The organism is Phycisphaerales bacterium (assembly GCA_020852515.1).
GTDB lineage: Bacteria > Planctomycetota > Phycisphaerae > Phycisphaerales > UBA5793 > UBA5793.
Genome location: JADZAS010000013.1, coordinates 247,120 through 263,959 on the forward strand (window position 1 = coordinate 247,120; position 16,840 = coordinate 263,959).

A 16,840-nucleotide genomic window follows, 5' to 3' on the forward strand; every position below is an offset into this window, starting at 1 on the left:
CCAAGCGCCTTTCAACGCTTTGGCCCGACGCCCTCCACCTGGCGCAGGCGCCGCGCCAGCGCCGTGAGCGCGGTGTACTCGCCTTCGACGAGCAGTTCATCCCCCGGCTCGAGCACGGTCTCCGGCCCGGGGAAGAGCCGCGACCCATCGCTCGACTTGCGCCGCACGACGCCGATGCCGTGTTCACTCATCAGCTCCCCGACCTTGCGGCCGCACATCGGCCCGCCGTCGCATACCTGCCAGCGCTGCATGACCACGAGCCGGTCGTCGATGGCGAAACTGTACTCGATCGATCGATCGACGGCGGCCATGGTGAACGACGGAGCCGAGATGGCCGACTGCGACATCGCCAGGTGAATGTCGAACGCATCGCCCACCTTGTCGGCGATGTTCTGATCGAACATGCGCATCACCACGGGCAGGTCGGGAACGAGGTGGCGCGCATCGAGCGCGATTTCGAGATTGGCCAGGTCGTCATCGGTGGCGAGGATGATGCTCTTGGCCTTGCGGATGTTCGCCTCTTCGAGAAGGGCTTCGCGCCGGGCGTCGCCGATGAACAACGGCGAGCCGTCGCGGCGCACGTCTTCGAGGAACTGGTTGTTGGCGTCGCGCTCGAATACGACCACCGCTTCTCCCAGTTTGCGCAGCAGTTTGAAGACCCGGTAGCCGAGCCGGCCGAGGCCGACGAGCACCACGTGATCGTGCATCGATGTCGCCATGGTTCTGCACCAACTCCGTTCGTAGCGCCGGCGGTCGCGGAGCATCAGGGAGAAGTCCACGATGCCTTCGATGATGATGGTCAGCCCGAACACCGGCATGAGAAAGAACAGCGGGCGGATCGCCCATGACTCGGGAAACCGCTCGGGCGGCTCGCCGAACACGAGGCTCCACGAGTAATACACCGCCTCCCACAGCGAGAGGCGCTCCGGAGCGTGGTAGACGCGAAAGATCAGCGCGCCCGTCGCGACAATGAGAACCATCAGCAGCAGGCGCAGCCGAAAGTGTGCCACGGCGGTGCGGAAGAAGCACCATTCGCGCCACCAGCGCGAGCCGACGAACCGCGTCCGGCCATGCTCTGTTGGGATGTGCAATCGGTCGAGCCGTCGCCCGGGCATGCGCAGCCTCCGCAGGCACAGCGTATCCCCTCCGCGGCGATTGTTCCCGAGCGACTCCGATGCGCGGGCCAACTGAGAATCAGCGCCGCCGGTCTGGCTTGGCGCAGGGCGATCTGTTAGGATGATCCTGGCCGGCCGCACGGAAGTCCGGCCGGCTCCATTGACTTTGAGAGAGGGAGGCTGACATGCTTCACCTGATGCGTCGATCCGGATGCGCCGCCAGCGGCGCTGTGTTCGCCGCCTTTCTGGCCGTGACGGCGGTGGGGCTGCCCGCGCGCGTGGCGCTCGCCCTGCCCCCCCTGCCCGATGACTTCGTCAATGACGAGACGATGGTGCTCGTGGTTGTCGATCTCGTGCAGGCCACGCCCGCCGCGATCGACGCCACCGGCCGGGGCATCATCGAGAACATTCCCGAACTCGGCGAACAGATTGCCAAGTTGCGGACCGACTATGAACCGCTGGTGCGGGCGGGCGGTCGCCTCATCGTCATCGCCGGCGCCGAGCCGGAGAATGACGACCTCTTCGCGTTCATGCCCGTGGCGGGAATCCACGTGGACGCCGACAGCTGCGACGAAGCGGCGCTGACGGAGCTGCTCAAAAAGCACGCCAACGAGTTCACAAGTGAGCCCGTCATCGAGCGCCAGGGGGATTGGATGCTGCTCTGGCAGTCGCACCGTCTCAAACTCACCAACCCGCCCAAGGACGGGCCCGATCTCGAGCTGCCGGGCTTCGATCCCGAGCGCTGCAATCGCGTGCGCGCTGCATATGAATCAATGAACGGCCGGGCGATGGCCATCGCCTTCATCCCCACGCTGCGCGACCGCGACGAAGCGCGGGAACAGTGGGACGCCCTCCCCGACGAAATACACGAGTCGCCGGCGGGAGCGGCGATGCTGCTGCGCATGGCGGTGCAGATGCACGGCTGGATCGATCTCGGCCACAACCCATCCGTCACCGGCGTCATCGAACTGCCCGAGGCGTCGATGGCCGCGAAGCTCAAGGCGATCATCGACTCCTTGCCGGGCCTGTTCATGATGCAGCTCGAATCGCTCGAGGATGAAGAGGCGATTCAACTCGAGCAGGAAATGGAGCCGGAAATGGCGCTGACGTTTCGCGTTCTGCGCTCGCTCTCGTGCGTGCACCAGGGCAGCAAAGTGACGCTCTCGATCGGGCAGGCGGATCTGCGGCCGATTCTCGATCTCGCCGGGCCGATCCTCGTTAAGCAGCGCGAGCAGGCAAAGCAATACCAGGCCATGAGCCAGTCGCGACAGATCGGCATGTCGCTGCATTTGTACGCGAATGATCACAACAATCAGTGGCCGAATTCACTCGACGACCTCGTCACCGCCAAAATGATGACGCGCGAACAACTCGACGAGATGCTCACGCATCCGGTCACTGGCGAAAAGAACGCATTCCAGTATGTCAAACCGGACAAGCCGCTCGATCAACTCGAGGAACCCGCCCTCGTCGCAGTGCTCTACGAACTCAAGAACGGCCAGATCAATCGCGCAGGCATCACCTGCTACGCCGACGGGCACGTCGAGGTCGGCGAGCAGTAGCGGCCGCCAGGCACCCTACGATTCGCGCGTGCCAAAGCCAGCCAATCGCCAGCCACCTCGCCACGACGGCGCTGCTCGACGACCGCCGCGCAAGCCGCCGCTGCGCCTGCAGACCACGACGCTGTGGGAATACCCAAGCCAGCACTACGACTCGCCCAACGTCGGCGCCATGCAGGGCGACAAGGACTACGCCGGCGCGACGCCCTCGTGGGTCATCTGGCAACTGCTCACGCGCTACACCCGTGAGACCGACACGATTCTCGATCCCATGTGCGGCAGCGGCACGACGCTGGACGTGGCGCGCGACCTTGGCCGCAAGGCGATCGGCTTCGATCTCGCCCCTTGCCGCCCCGACATGGCCAAAGCCGACGCGCGGCACCTTCCGCTCGAGTCGCACAGCGTCGATTTCGTCTTCATCGACCCGCCCTACTCGACGCACATCGACTACTCGGATGATCCGGACTGCATCGGGCGGCTCGACGCGGGATCAGACGACGGCGGCAAGGCGTACTACGCCGCGATGCGGCAGGTCATCGACGAGTCGTTCCGCGTGCTGCGCAACCGGCGCTACTTCGCGCTGTACGTGAGCGATTCTTGGCGCAAGCGCAAGGGCCCGGCGGGCAGCGGCGCGGGCATCTTCATGCCAATCGGCTTCGAGCTGTTCAGCCTCATGCGCCGGCGCCTCCAGCCCGTGGACATCATTGCCGTGGTCCGCCACAACCAGAAGTTGAAGCGCGGCAACTGGCGCAAGGCGGCCGAGCAGGAGAACTTCTTCATGCGCGGCTTCAACTACCTGTTCATCATGAAGAAGGTCGGCGATGCCACGCCCGGCCGCGCAGGACGCGGCGGCGAGTGAGCCATAAGATTGCCGCTGCACCAACGCAGGGCGGAGGCAGGCGGAACATGGAATCGAGCGTCGCGTCGAACATCGCGCGGGGAGTGCTGCTGGAGAATCACGGTGATCGCATCGTGCTGGGCATTTCCGGCACGGATTATCGCCTGCACCTCAACGTCGCCGCGCCGATTGCCGCAGCACGCGGCTCGTCCATCACGGGCCGCATCGAAGCGCACGCGCGGCGGATCGACGTCACGCGCACCGGCGGGCACTTCATCGACCCGGTCTACGGCCGGCCGCGTATCATTCAGGGTCGCGTGATCGAGACGGCCCTGGAACATCCGATGATGGTGGTCAAAGCAGTTGTGCCGCTGCACATCCGCGTCCGGCCGCCGCAGAATCCATCAGATTTCGAGATCGGCGCGATTGTGAACTTCTCGGTCGATTCGGGCGCGCAGTTCATCCCCGTGGATGAGCCGCACTGAGGCGAGGGAATCGTCATGCACGATCGAGCGGCTCAAGGCGAGCCGCCCACCAGGCCGCTGGTCATCAGCCCCGATACGCGGCGCGGCTCGGGCAGCGCCGACGCGCGCACCCCGCCCGGCCAGACGCTTACGAAGAAGTGGCCAGTCCTGCACTACGGCTCCGTGCCGCACATCGACCCGGCGAAGTGGCAACTCAAAGTCTGGGGATTGTGCGAGAACCCCTACACGCTCGACTGGCGCCAGTTCAGCGATCTGCCGCACGTGGACCTGCGCTGCGACATCCACTGCGTCACGCACTGGTCGCGCCTCGACAACGTGTTTACCGGCGTGCCGACGAGGCTGCTCATCGAGATGGCCCGGCCGCGCGCCGACGCCAAGTTCGTCATGCAGCACGCCGCCAGCGCGCCCGGCAACGACTGGACAACGAATGTCTCCATCGACGAGTTCACCGCCGAAGACTGCATTCTGGCGACGCACCACGATGGCCGGCCGCTCGAGGCTGAGCACGGCTACCCGATCCGCGCCGTCGTGCCCCGCCTCTACTTCTGGAAAGGCGCCAAGTGGATCACCGGCATCGAACTCCGCGCCTCCGATGCGCCCGGGTTCTGGGAGGTGAACGGCTACCACATGCACGGCGACCCGTGGAAGGAAGAGCGCTTCGGCTGGTAACGCCAGCCGTTGGCGGCGAAAGGCTCCATGACTGGAAAACTCTCTCATGTCGATGAACGCGGGCGTGCCAGCATGGTGGATGTCGGCGGCAAGCCGCCCATGCGCCGCCGCGCCGTCGCCGAGGGCTTCTTCATCGCTCAATCCGCGACGCTCGACGCCGTCATGGACGGGCAGCTTCCCAAGGGCGAGGCCCTGGCGGTGGCGCGGGTCGCGGGCATCCTGGCGGCAAAGCGATGCGACGAATTGGTTCCCCTTTGCCACAGCCTGCCCATCGAGGCCGTGCAGGTGGACTTCGAACGCCGTGAACATGGAATCCGCATCACGGCCAGCGCGTCATTGACGGGCAAAACGGGCGTTGAGATGGAAGCCCTGACCGCCGTAGCGGTCGCGGCACTGACGCTCTATGACATGACCAAGGCCATCGATCGGGAACTGCGGATCGAAGGCATCCGGCTGCTTGAGAAGACCAAGGCGCCGGCGGCGGACGGTCGGTAAGTGGGGCCTGCACCGGAGTTTGGGGCCCGGCCGGGCGGGCAGGCAAGAATTGGTCCCCGCCGGGGCATCTGGCCGAAGTCAACGCATGGCAGGGGCCGGACCGGCCTTGGTTGGGGGTGGACTCCCCGCTACCATTGCCCTTATTCATTCGATTTCCTCACGGGTGGTTCATCAATGATCATCGACCTCGAAACGCAGGTGTGGACCAATGCGTCGCAATTGGGAGCGGAGTCCACGGACTGGCGACTGAGGGAAGACGTAGAAACCTGGACTTCGATTGACGCCTCTCCCGCCGTGCATGAAGCGGCCATGTCGTGCGTGGATGTGGCCGTCGTGCTCGGGTTCCGCAGCCTCCACCTCGACGCGCACATTACTTCGGAGAGTGTCGCGGCATTTGTCGGCCGCCAGCCAAACCGGCGCATCGGATTCGCCGGCATCGACCCGATGTGCGACGGCGCCCTCGATGACATCGACAAGGGCCTGGCCCTTGGTCTCTGCGGCGTGGTCATCGCGCCCGCCACTCAGAATTTTCATCCGACCCACTCCCGGGCCATGCGCGTCTACGAGCGCTGCCAGGCCCTGGGCGTTCCCGTCCTGGTGCGGACCCAGCGCCGCCCCACTGCCGCGACGAACATGTCCTACGGCCGGCCGTTGCTCTTTGATGAGGTGGCCCGGGCATTCCCGAATCTTCGGCTGGTCATCGGCGGACTCGGTTATCCGTGGACGGACGAGTCGTTCGTGCTCATCGGCAAGCACCGGCACGTGTACACGGATCTGGCCGGCCAGGTCTCGCGACCCTGGCAGTTGTACAACTCGCTGATGGCCGCCTTCGAACACCGCGTGATGGAAAAGATCCTCTTCGCCTCCGGCTTCCCCTTCGACACTCCCGAGCGGGCGATCTCGCGCATCTACTCGCTCAACAGTTACAGCCACGGCACGGACCTGCCCTCGATTCCGAGGCAGCACCTTCGCGGCATCGTCGAGCGCGATGTCTTCCACTGCCTGGGCATCGAGCGCCCCGGCGGTGCAAGCCTGACCGGCGGCATGTCGCTTCCCCCAGAGACAGTCGAAGTCATGGAAGAGGATGATGATCTTGATGCCCAGATCACGACGCTCACCGGCATGCTCCGGGAGAACGTCGAACCCGCGCCGCGCTGGAACGCCTGACCACCGCTCGCTGCTGGCGGCCCGATTCGCGCGAGCCCTTTTCGTCGCGCTGTGTCTGCTGCTGATGACCGGCTGCGGCCTGATGGGCCACTCCGGCGGCAACATCGAAGTCGTCGGCCTGGGCGACGATCCCGCCCGCCTCTCCGGCGATCTGAAAACGGCCGTCTACCGCTCGCGCGACGCCAATACCGCCACCTTCCTGTTCAGCGACCTCTCGCTGGACGATCTCAAGAACGGCCGCTTCGCCGACGGTCGCGTCATCTGCGTGGACATGGCCTGGCGCCCCAAGGCCGGCTCGACTCCTGTCGATCGCACCGCGACGAACTGCACCGTCCGGCAGGTCATTCTCACCGGCAGCGCCGCGGGAATCTATGACGGCGCCGGGTTCCTGGCTCCCGCGGACAGGGCGGGAAGCAACTCGTTCGGCGGATCAATCTCGGACGCGGTGCTGCGCCTTACCGAGTCCAGCAGCGGGTTCGATGACCTGCTCGGCCCGGCTGAACTGAGCGGCTCGTTCACGGCCCGGCGCGATGACGCATCGGTCGATCAGATCGCTGTGCGCCTCAACACCGAAGTGACGCGCCGCCTGGGCCACCGCTTTTACGTGCTGGGCTTCTGAAAGGCGTTCTGCGTGCACTCACTTGAGCCCTCCCGGGCGGTTGTGCCGCGCGGCGGGCGGCTCTACACTGTCCCCGCTGGCAGGCCGAACTCTCAGGTGAGGAACACACGGGTGAGATGGACATCACAATTGCTGGCCGGCTTGATGCTGGTCTTGGCGCTGGGTGCGGTGGGACGTCCCGGCGCTGCACGCGCTCAGGACGCGCCGCCTCCGGCATCGCCGCCCGTCGTCGATGCCTTCGAAGGCCTGCCCGTCCGGCGCGTCGAATACGTCGGACTCAAGCGAGTCAGCCAGACGCTGGTGGAAAACAACATCCGCACCGCCGTCGGCGAGCCATACTCTGCCGCCACCATGCAGCAGGATGTTCGCAATCTCACGCGCCTCAACCAGTTTCGCGTCATCCTGCCCAAGGCCGAACTCACGCCCGACGGCCAGGCCGTCATCGTCACCTATCAGTTCGACGAGTGGCCGCTGGCCGAGGACGTGCAGGTCACCGGCAACCAGGCGGTGAATGACCAGGACATCTTCAACGCCATTCTCATCCGCGTCGGCGATCCGCTCGACACGTTTCAGATCAACCGTGCCCGCGAGCAGATCGTCGAACTCTATCAGAACCGCGGTTTCTACCTCGCGCAGGTCGAAGTCGATCCCAACGTCCTGACGGACTCAAACATCATCCTGTTCAGGATCCGCGAGGGGCCGCGCGTCAAGATCAAGGCCATCGAGTATCGCGGCAACGTGGCGTTCAGCAACGAGCAGTTGAAGTCGAACCTCAAGACCAAGACCGCCATCTTCCTGCTGCGCACCGGCCAGCTCGATGAAGACGCCTTGGCCAACGACATCGCCGCACTCACGGACTACTACAAAGACCGCGGCTATCTCGACGTGCGCATCGAGCGGCAACTGGACCTCTCCAACGATCTCAAAGAAGCCAAAGTCGTGTTCCTTATCGAGGAAGGCCGCCTGTTCACGATGCGAGACGTCGTCGTCGAAGGCAGTCGCCGCCTGCTGCCGGCGCAGGTCAAGGCGCTCATATCGATCAAGACCGGCGACGTCTACAGCCGCGACCGCATTCAAAAGAGCCGCACCATTCTGATGGAGAGCCTGGGCCGGTTGGGTTACATCGACGTCGTCGTGGAGACGCAGGCGACGCGCGACCCCGAGCAGCCTTTCGTCGATCTGCTGATCACCATTCACGAAGGGGCGCTGGCATTCACGGGCGAAGTGACCACCAAGGGGAATCACCTCACCAAGAGCGAAGTCATCCTGCGCGAGGTGGACGTCCTGCCCAACCGCCCGCTCAACAGCGTCTACATCGAAAACGCCAAGCGCGACATCCGCGCCACGGGACTGTTCCAGGACGTGAGCATCACGCCCTCGCAGCCCGACCTTTTCGATCCCAGTGATCTTTATCGAGATGTGAACATCGAAGTCAAGGAAGGCGACACCGGCTCGATCAACTTCGGCGCCGCAGTCAGTTCGGACCTGGGCGTCTTCGGCTCCATCGGCCTGACGCAGCGCAACTTTGACATCGCCGACTTTCCCGAGAGTTTCGACGAGTTCATCCGCGGGCGGGCGTTCCGCGGCGCCGGCCAGGTGTTCAACATCAACATTCAGCCCGGCAACGAGTTCAGCAACTACAGCGTCAGCCTGAGTGATCCCTACGTCTTCGGCACCGATAACGCGTTCTCCTCTTCGCTCGCGTACACCGAGCGGGTGCTGGAGAGTTACGACGAGAAACGATGGGGCGGCTCGCTGCGCCTCTCGCGTCGCCTGGGCGAAGTCTGGACCGGCTACGTCTCCACGCGCTACCAGTCGATCGATCTTTCCGACATCGACCAGTTCGCACCCGTGGACGTGTACGACGTGCAGAATGAGAACATCGTCACCGGCCTGGGCGCGGGCATCATCCGCACCACCGTCGACAATCGCGCCCGGCCGTCGCGCGGCAGCCGGCTCGAGCTGGGCATGGAGCAGATCGGCGCTCTGGGCGGCGACTTCGACTTCACCCGCCTCAGCGCCGAACACACCGTCTTTCTCACCATGGCCGAAGACTTTCTCGGCCGCAAGTCCATCCTTCAACTGCACACGCAGGTCGGCTACCAGTTCGGCGGCATGAGCCCGATCTACGAACGCTTCTTCCTCGGCGGCCGGTCTTTCCGCGGGTTCGATTACCGCACCGTCGCGCCGCGCGGCTTGCGGCCCAACGGCCGCGTGAGCCCCGAGCCCACCGGCGGCGACTGGCTCTTCTTCGTCGGCGCCCAGTACGAATTTCCCGTCTTCGAGCGCTTCATCGGCGGCGTGGCCTTCATCGACACCGGAACCGTCACCGAAGACGTTAGTTTCGATCAGTATCGCGTCTCCGTCGGTCTGGGCGTCCGCCTCTACATCCCGCAACTGGGCCAGGCGCCGCTCGCGTTCGATTTCGGCTTCCCGATCGTGAAAGAGGACACCGACGACACGCAACTGCTCAGTTTCAGCATCGACGTGCCGTTCTGACGCTTGCGGCGGGAATGCGAGAGCCCTCGACCTGTCTTTTCTGCAGACGCCCGCTTGCCGGGCAACGTGCACAGTTTGCCCGGTTGTTGCCGGTCCAGCCCATTCCGAGCGTCACCAATCGCTATGATCACGGGATACGTCGGGCTTGCGGTGGACGCGATGCCGAACGTAATACAAACATCGATTTCCATTCTCAGAGGGTGGTTCCCATGAAGATCTGGTTCAAGAGAAACAGCGCCACGTTGCTGGCCATCGCCGGAATCTGCATTGGCCTGATGGCGACGCTCCGCGCTTCGGCTCTGTCGCGCAAGCCCGCGACCCCCACCGCCGTGGCCGTGGTGGACTGGATCGCGATCACCGACAAGTCCGCCGAGTGGAAGGAGATGCAGACGCAACTCGAGACGATCGGCGACGAACTCGAGCAGCAGAGCAGCGCCATGCAGAAGACGATTGCCGACCTCAAGGAAAGCGTCAGCGTGCTTCCCGAAGGCAGCGAGAACCGCCGCAAGGAGGAGGACAAGTTCATCCTTGAGTCGCTCAAGTACGACTCGTGGAAGAAGTTCGCCGAGAACAAGTACGGCTCGGAGAAGGCGCTCCGGCAGGTGCAGCTGTACAACAGGATCACCGCGGCCGTGGCTCAGGTCGCCGAGCGCGACGGCTGGGACATCGTGCTGTGGGACGACGCGCGCAGCAAGAAAGTCGACGAGGCTAAACTGGACGCCGCGGCCGAACTGATCAGTCGCCGCCAGGTGTTCTACTCGCGCAAGGACGTGGTTGATATCACCGACGAAGTCATCCTGCTCATGAACAACGAGTTCAAGGCGGGCGGCTGATCCCGCCGCCGGCTGACTGACGGAGACACCATCGATGACGCAGCAGGCCCACGATCAGGCCATCAACGGAGCGGCTGGAAAGTCGTTCACCGTCGGTGCGCTGGCGCAGCGGCTTGGCGCTGCCGTCGAAGGCCCTGAGTCGCTCGTGGTCAGCGGCCTGAACGCGCTCGATCTCGCCGGGCCGACGGACATCTCCTTCATCGGCTCCGACTCGTACGCGGCCCGGTGGGTGGAGTCGAAGGCCGTGGCCGCTGCAGTCACGAAAGATCTCATCGTGCCGGGCCACGATGCAAACCGTCGCGCTCTGCTGCGCGTGCCCAATGCCGACCTCGCCCTGGCCGAGTTGCTCTCGCTGTTTGCTCCAGTCGGCTCGCCCGTCAGGCCGGGCGTCCATCCCGACGCCACAGTCGATCCGACCGCGAGCATCGACGAGACCGCCGCGATCGGCGCGCGTGTCACAATTGCCGCCGGCTGCCGCATTGGCGCTCGCACCGTCATCGAACCGGGCGTGCAGATCGGCAGCGACGTGGTCATCGGCGACGACTGCACGATCCGCGCGGGCGTGGTCATTCGCGAGCGCTGCATCCTCGGCCATCGCGTCAGCATCCACTCCAACTCCGTCATCGGTTCTGACGGGTTCGGCTACCGACCCGACGGGCGCGGCGGGATGCAGAAGCTGCCCCACATCGGCATCGTCGAGATCCACGACGACGTCGAGATCGGCGCGTGCACGACCATCGACCGGGCCAAGTTCGGCAAGACGGTCATCGGCGCGCACACCAAGATCGACAACCTTGTGCAGATCGGCCACAACGTGCGCATCGGGCGGTGCTGCGTACTCGCGTCGCAGACGGGTCTGGCCGGTACGGTGGTGCTTGAAGACTACTGCCAGCTCGGGGCCAAGTCCGGCGTTGCCGATCACCGCCGACTCGGCGCCGGCGCGCGCCTGGGAGCCATGACGGGCGTCCACAAGGACGTCGAGGCGGGGGCGGAACTGGTCGGCGCTCCCGCCACGGATCGGCGGCTGTTCTGGCAGATTCAGGCCGCCCTGCGTAAACTTCCCGACCTTGTCAAAACCGTGGCGCGCCTCGAGCAGCAGAGCCGGCGCAGCAGCGATGATCCAGACCCGGCATGACCGACGTGCTTGAATCCAACTCGAAGTCGGCCGCACGCGTCTCTTCGGCGCCGACCGAGCCGGAAGCGTCCCGGGATGGCGCGCCCCCGCCGGTCAGAGCTGTTGAACGGCCCGCCGCCGCTTCAGCCGCCGAAACGCTCGAAGACGAGGCCCTGCACCAGCACACGCTCGCCGGACCCACTGAAGTCACTGGCCGCGGACTGTTCCATGGGGACCTGGTCACGTGCACGATTCTCCCGGCCCCGCCGGATCATGGCATCGTCTTCGAACGCATCGATCTGCCCAAGCCGGTGGAAATCCCCGCGACCATCGCCAATGTCACGCCGCGCAACCGGCGCACGACACTCAAAGTCGGCGATGTCACCATCGAAACCGTCGAGCACTGCCTTTCCGCCCTGGCCGGTCTGGCCATTGACAACGCCGTGATCCGCCTCACCGGCCCGGAACTGCCCTGCGGCGACGGGTCCGCTCTGCCCTATGTCAACGCCATTCAGAAAGCGGGCATCGTCCGCCAGGATGCGCAGCGCCGCTACTGCCAGATCACCGAGCCGATCACCGTCGAGGAAGGCGATGCGCTGATTGCCGCCCTGCCGGCTGAGCGCGACGACCTCCAGATTCTCTACGACCTGAATTACCCCGACGAGCCTCGGATTCCGCGGCAATTGCACGCGTTTCATCTCAATTCCGAGTCGTACGTCCGCGACATCGCCCCGGCCCGCACCTTCAGCCTCAAGGAAGAGGCCCAGGCGCTGTGGGATCGCGGCATGTGCCACCACGTCACGCCACGCGATGTGCTGGTCATCGATCAGAACGGCCCGATCGACAACGCCTTCCGCTTCGATAACGAGCCCGTGCGGCACAAAATCCTGGATGTGATCGGCGACATCTACTTGCTCGGTCGGCCGATTCACGGTCGCATCGTGGCCTACCGCTCGGGCCACTCGCTCAACCACCAGCTCGTGTACCGCCTGCTCGAGAAACTGCGGGCCGAACAGGGCCTCCAGACGCACCTGCAGCGGCAGATGGATGTCCGCTCCATCATGAAGGTGCTCCGTCACCGGTACCCCATGCTCATGATCGACCGGGTCGTGGAGGTGCACGGCGACCAGCGGGCGATCGGCATCAAGAACGTGACGATCAACGAGCCTTTTTTTCAGGGTCATTACCCGGGGACGCCCATTATGCCCGGCGTGATGATCGTAGAGGCAATGGCGCAATTATCGGGCCTGCTGCTCAGCAGTGTGCTGGAGCACCGCGGAAAGATTGCCGTGCTATTGTCGCTGGATAAAGTTAAGCTTCGCCGCCCGGTGCTGCCGGGGGATCAGATGGTCATCGAAGCCGAGACCATCCGGGCCCAGGGACGGACGGCGAATGTGAAATGCAAGGCATTGGTCGGCGGGCAGTTGGCCGCTGAGGCCCAGATCAAATTCGTAATGGTCGATGCCGAGGACGAAACAGATTAGCCGCCGCCTTCCCGCGGCGACGGCCGAATCGGTGTGGTTGGACAACCCGCTGCAACTGGCGTGACCCGTGCCCGCTGCGATTCACGATTTCGCAGCCGCACAGCCGATTCCTTGAGGAATCAGTCCGTTCCATGAGATCCATTCACCCCACCGCCATCATCGATCCGCGAGCCGAACTCGGCGAAAACGTCGAGATCGGCCCCTACTGCGTCGTCGGCGCCTACGTCGAGATCGGCAGCGGGAGCCGCCTGCTCAGCCACGTCAGCATCACCGGCCCGACGACGATCGGCGTGGACAACACCGTCTACCCCTTCAGCGTCATCGGCGCCGATCCGCAGGATCTCAAGTTTCACGGCGAGCCGTCTCCGTGCATCATCGGCGACCGCAACGTCATCCGCGAACACGTCACCGTGCATCGCGGCACCGAGGTCGGCGGCGGCGTCACGCGGGTCGGCAGCGACAACCTCATCATGGTCGCGGCCCACATCGCCCACGACTGCCTCGTCGGTTCGCACTGCGTCATCGCCAACCAGGTGATGATCGGCGGGCACGCCGTCGTGGAAGACTGCGCCAATATCGGCGGCGGGGCCGGAATCCACCACTACACCACGATCGGCACGATGTCCTTCGTCGGCGGCCTGTGCCGCGTCAAGAAAGACGTCCCGCCGTACGTCAAGGTTGAGGGGGATCCGATGGAGGTGCGCGGCATCAACACCATCGCCCTGACGCGCCGCTGCTTCAGCGAAGATGAAATCAACGCGCTCAAGGAAGCCTACAAGCGGCTCTTCCTCCATGCCCGCACGAACGGCGCCGACCGCCGCCACGCATCGAACATCAACGGCAACGGCAATGGCCACGCGCACGCCAAGCGAGCCGAGCGAGCCCTGGCGATGTCCGACCGGATTGAGCAACTTCTCCACGATTACAAGCATTTCCCGGCGGTCGTGAGGCTCTGCGAATCGCTCCGCAGCGCCGCCAGCGGCGTTCACGGCCGCTCGCGCGAACTGATGCGCGAAGACTCCAAGTACGCCACCCAGGCGAAGTAGACAGCCGTCGCGACCCCTTCTCCAGCCAAAAACACAAACGCCCGAATTGCTTCGGGCGCTGTGGTTGCACAATGAATGTCGAATCCAGTCAGTTGCGCTGCCGCACGAGTTGCTTGAGCAGGCGCTCGAGGTCGCGCTCGTCGAGCGCGCCGCCGCTGCCATCGGGCATGGCGTACATCTCGGTGATCTGCGGCGCCCGGCGGACCCACTTGATGAACTCACGCACCACGCGGATCCGGTCGTCGAGCGTCGAGGCCGGATTCGCATACTCCCGGTACAGGCGCGGCAGGTCGATCTCCGCCTGCTCGTATGTCTGCTTCCACTGATCCATGATCTTGCGGCCGGCGTCGGAAACTTCCACCCAGCCGCTCAGGTTGAGCATGCGGGCAAACTCCTGTTTGTCGTCCACCGTGCCAAGGCTGATGTTGTAACGCTTGGCCTGCGAAGCGGTCAGGGTGAGAATCTCGCCCTCGCGGCAGATGACTTCAGCCCCTTCCTTGTAGTGGTCGTAGAAAGTCACGCGGCGCTCGCCGTCGGGCAATTCCTCGACTTCCGCCGTGAGAATGTACTGCGGATCGATCATGCATCGCGTCACGAACGGGTGGTAACCCGCGCGCTGCGACCAGTCGCAGGCCTCTTTGATGAGCTCCTCGAGGGCCTCGCCGGTAACGGCCTTCTCGCCGCTGCCGTCGTTGTACCACGCGGTGGCGGCGCCCATGTGCCCTTCCTTCATGAAGTAGATCTCGCGGCACATCATCGAAGTCATCGCCGCCGCGGAGATGGCCGACTTCACCCACACAACGATGCGGACCTCGTCGCGAACCTTGGAGATGTAGTCGCGCAACTTGAGCACTTCAGAGAGCGCGCCGCCGGGGCTGTCAATCTCGAGTACGATCACGTCCGGCTTGAACGGGCGCGACGCCTCGATCGCCTCCTCGAGTTTGTCCTGACGGAACGTCTGCCCGACCCCGCCGTGCATCGGGATGACGAACACCTTCTTGTTCACCAGATCAGCCGCCTGTGATCCGGTGTCGTCGGTCTTGGCGCCCGTCGCTTTCGTGCCCACGGTCTTGGCGGAAGCCGACTCGGTCGGCGACTCCTGGTCCTGGCCCGCGTTGCGGTCGAGTTTTTCGACGTCGTCTTTCCAGAACACGTAGGTCTGGATAATGCCGCCGACATCGACTTTCATGCGCACGATGTCTTTGGTTTCTTCGAGCACTTCGCCTTTGTACGTCTTGCCGTTCTTGAGCGTGATGACGTCCTCGGCAAAGGCGCTCAGCGCCAGCGTGAGCATGAGCATTACGGTGAGCAGGCTCTTGAGAGCACGGGTCATGGTTACTTCCTCAATTCAGCAGTGCGGTGTTGGAGCGCCATTCATGGAACGAACTCAGTTGCCGGGCTTGCCGGTCGGGCCGCCGCCGGGGTTGGTGGATCCCGGACGGTTCTGCTCGTTCAGGTTGCGCAGTTCCTTCTTGTACGTGTCGATTTCGAAATAGATCTGCTCAGGGTCGATGAAGACTTCCAGCGGGGGCCACTTCTTCATGAGGGCCTGCACCTCGCGCAATTTGGAGATCTTCTTGGCGATCCGACGCTCGACCGGCTCGTTGTACGTGTCGATCAGGTCCATGTCGGCCCGGATGTAGCGGTACTCCTCGAGGGCGTCCTTCCAGCCGTCGGCCCACTTCTCCGCCCAGTCGTCGGCGTGGCCTTCGACGTAGCGGTACTCGCGGAAGCCCAGCTTGAACATGAGATCGTCAACCGAGCGGTACGTACCGCCCGAGATGCCGTATTTGTCCGCGTCCTTGGCCGAGAGTTCCAGGGCGTTGGCCGGCTCATCGCCGCTGTTGGCGTCAAGGACGACTTCGCCTTCGGTGTCGTTGCGGAAGTGCGGGCGGTCGCCTTCGTAATCCATGCTCAGCACGCACTGAGGGCGGATCATCGCTTCGCAAAGCATGGCGTCGTGGCCGCCCTCTTCAGCCATGCCGCGGCAGATGCCCACCCACGCCGAGATCATCTTGGCGCGCACGGCGGGATCCGAAAATCGCTGACTGAGCATTTCGTTGATGGCCCAGCCGCCGCCCATTTCGCCATCCGGCTGGAAGTAGATCTCGGGAAACATCAGTGCGTACGCCAGCGCCACGCCGCGAGCCTGCTTGATCCACACCACAACATGGATCTCCTTGCTGCGGGCGTCTCGCTTCAGGTCTTCGAAGAAATTGCGGTACTTCTCGATGTCAACGCCCGGGCCGAGTTCCTGCTCGCAGTCGAACTCAAGGATGATGGTCTTGGCTCGCGCCTCTTTCGCTTCATTCCAGATCATCTGCATGATGCGGATGTGCGAATCGAGGCCGACAATGCCGTGCACCGGCACCTTGTACACGACGTGGCGCGGATCGTTCGGATCGTACAGCGGACTCTTGGCCTCAGCAGGCGGCAGTTCGGCGTTGGTGTCGGACCCCGCCTCGTCGGTGACGGAAATCGAGTCGTGGAGAATCTCAAGGATCTCCTTGCGCGGCCACGTCTGCTTGGTGCGCATGCCCAGGTGGATCACTTCCATGGTGATCGAATCGTCCGTCTCTTCGACGATGTTGCCGGTGAACTGCCGGCCGTCGGCGAGGGTGATCTGATCGAGCATGTCCGCCCCGTCCTGCGCATAGGTCTGGGCGGCGCCAAACAGCACCGCCGAGGCGCACAGACAGGTGAGCAAACTTCGCAGTCGTGACGTGATCATTGAGGGCCCCTTTTTGTACGATCGACGCGGCGTCGATCCTCATCATGTAGCGCAACGCCATCGCCGGCGGTTCCGGATGCCGCCAGACATCCATTCAGACGCGACCAACGGCCGGAAGTTCCGCCGCCCAAGCCTTTTACCCGGCTGGCGCGAGAAAAACGCCCGGTGTCGACGATTCTACCGGCT

15 protein-coding genes are annotated in these 16,840 nt (G+C 64.3%); 12 read left to right on the forward strand and 3 right to left on the reverse strand.

What is annotated here, in order from left to right:
* Positions 1 to 11: 11 nt before the first annotated feature.
* Complete coding sequence (locus IT430_07245) at positions 12 to 1,115, reverse strand: NAD-binding protein (protein MCC6907718.1); 1,104 nt, start codon at positions 1,113 to 1,115, stop codon at positions 12 to 14.
* Between the two features lie 185 nt (positions 1,116 to 1,300).
* Between IT430_07245 and IT430_07250 the strand changes: the two genes are divergently transcribed.
* The 12 genes from IT430_07250 to lpxA all read left to right on the forward strand — a co-directional run bounded on the left by IT430_07250 (position 1,301) and on the right by lpxA (position 13,923).
* Positions 1,301 to 2,677 carry a hypothetical protein gene (locus tag IT430_07250; protein ID MCC6907719.1) on the forward strand — a complete coding sequence of 459 codons (1,377 nt, stop codon included), beginning with the start codon at positions 1,301 to 1,303 and terminating at the stop codon, positions 2,675 to 2,677.
* Between the two features lie 28 nt (positions 2,678 to 2,705).
* A complete protein-coding gene (locus tag IT430_07255; GenBank protein MCC6907720.1) occupies positions 2,706 to 3,533 on the forward strand; it encodes a hypothetical protein in 828 nt (275 codons plus the stop codon).
* 47 nt (positions 3,534 to 3,580) lie between these two features.
* Positions 3,581 to 3,997: a hypothetical protein gene (locus IT430_07260; GenBank protein ID MCC6907721.1), complete on the forward strand. Its 417-nt coding sequence runs from the start codon at positions 3,581 to 3,583 to the stop codon at positions 3,995 to 3,997.
* 15 nt (positions 3,998 to 4,012) lie between these two features.
* Positions 4,013 to 4,666, forward strand: coding sequence for a sulfite oxidase-like oxidoreductase (locus IT430_07265; GenBank protein MCC6907722.1), 654 nt, complete (start codon positions 4,013 to 4,015; stop codon positions 4,664 to 4,666).
* A gap of 27 nt (positions 4,667 to 4,693) precedes the next feature.
* Positions 4,694 to 5,161: a cyclic pyranopterin monophosphate synthase MoaC gene (gene moaC / locus IT430_07270; GenBank protein MCC6907723.1), complete on the forward strand. Its 468-nt coding sequence runs from the start codon at positions 4,694 to 4,696 to the stop codon at positions 5,159 to 5,161.
* A 174-nt stretch (positions 5,162 to 5,335) separates the two neighbouring features.
* Complete coding sequence (locus tag IT430_07275; protein ID MCC6907724.1) at positions 5,336 to 6,328, forward strand: amidohydrolase family protein; 993 nt, start codon at positions 5,336 to 5,338, stop codon at positions 6,326 to 6,328.
* A complete protein-coding gene (locus IT430_07280; protein MCC6907725.1) occupies positions 6,258 to 6,947 on the forward strand; it encodes a hypothetical protein in 690 nt (229 codons plus the stop codon). The genes IT430_07275 and IT430_07280 overlap by 71 nt, the downstream gene beginning before the upstream one ends.
* A 111-nt stretch (positions 6,948 to 7,058) precedes the next feature.
* Positions 7,059 to 9,446 (forward strand): BamA/TamA family outer membrane protein, encoded by a 2,388-nt coding sequence (locus IT430_07285; GenBank protein ID MCC6907726.1) that lies wholly within the window; start codon positions 7,059 to 7,061, stop codon positions 9,444 to 9,446.
* A gap of 209 nt (positions 9,447 to 9,655) precedes the next feature.
* Entirely contained in the window at positions 9,656 to 10,279 is a 624-nt protein-coding gene (locus IT430_07290; GenBank protein ID MCC6907727.1) for an OmpH family outer membrane protein, read from the forward strand.
* Positions 10,280 to 10,313: 34 nt separating this feature from the next.
* Positions 10,314 to 11,414 carry a UDP-3-O-(3-hydroxymyristoyl)glucosamine N-acyltransferase gene (gene lpxD, locus IT430_07295; GenBank protein MCC6907728.1) on the forward strand — a complete coding sequence of 367 codons (1,101 nt, stop codon included), beginning with the start codon at positions 10,314 to 10,316 and terminating at the stop codon, positions 11,412 to 11,414.
* Positions 11,411 to 12,877 carry a UDP-3-O-[3-hydroxymyristoyl] N-acetylglucosamine deacetylase gene (lpxC, locus tag IT430_07300; GenBank protein ID MCC6907729.1) on the forward strand — a complete coding sequence of 489 codons (1,467 nt, stop codon included), beginning with the start codon at positions 11,411 to 11,413 and terminating at the stop codon, positions 12,875 to 12,877. The genes lpxD and lpxC overlap by 4 nt, the downstream gene beginning before the upstream one ends.
* Positions 12,878 to 13,008: 131 nt before the next feature.
* Positions 13,009 to 13,923: an acyl-ACP--UDP-N-acetylglucosamine O-acyltransferase gene (lpxA, locus tag IT430_07305; protein MCC6907730.1), complete on the forward strand. Its 915-nt coding sequence runs from the start codon at positions 13,009 to 13,011 to the stop codon at positions 13,921 to 13,923.
* An 88-nt stretch (positions 13,924 to 14,011) separates the two neighbouring features.
* Here the strand turns inward: lpxA and IT430_07310 are convergent, their stop codons facing one another.
* The gene (locus IT430_07310; protein ID MCC6907731.1) at positions 14,012 to 15,256 is read right to left on the reverse strand and encodes a hypothetical protein; all 1,245 of its coding nucleotides are present in this window, start codon (positions 15,254 to 15,256) and stop codon (positions 14,012 to 14,014) included.
* Between the two features lie 54 nt (positions 15,257 to 15,310).
* On the reverse strand, positions 15,311 to 16,654 hold the full coding sequence (locus IT430_07315; GenBank protein MCC6907732.1) for a hypothetical protein: 1,344 nt from the start codon (positions 16,652 to 16,654) through the stop codon (positions 15,311 to 15,313).
* Positions 16,655 to 16,840: the final 186 nt, after the last annotated feature.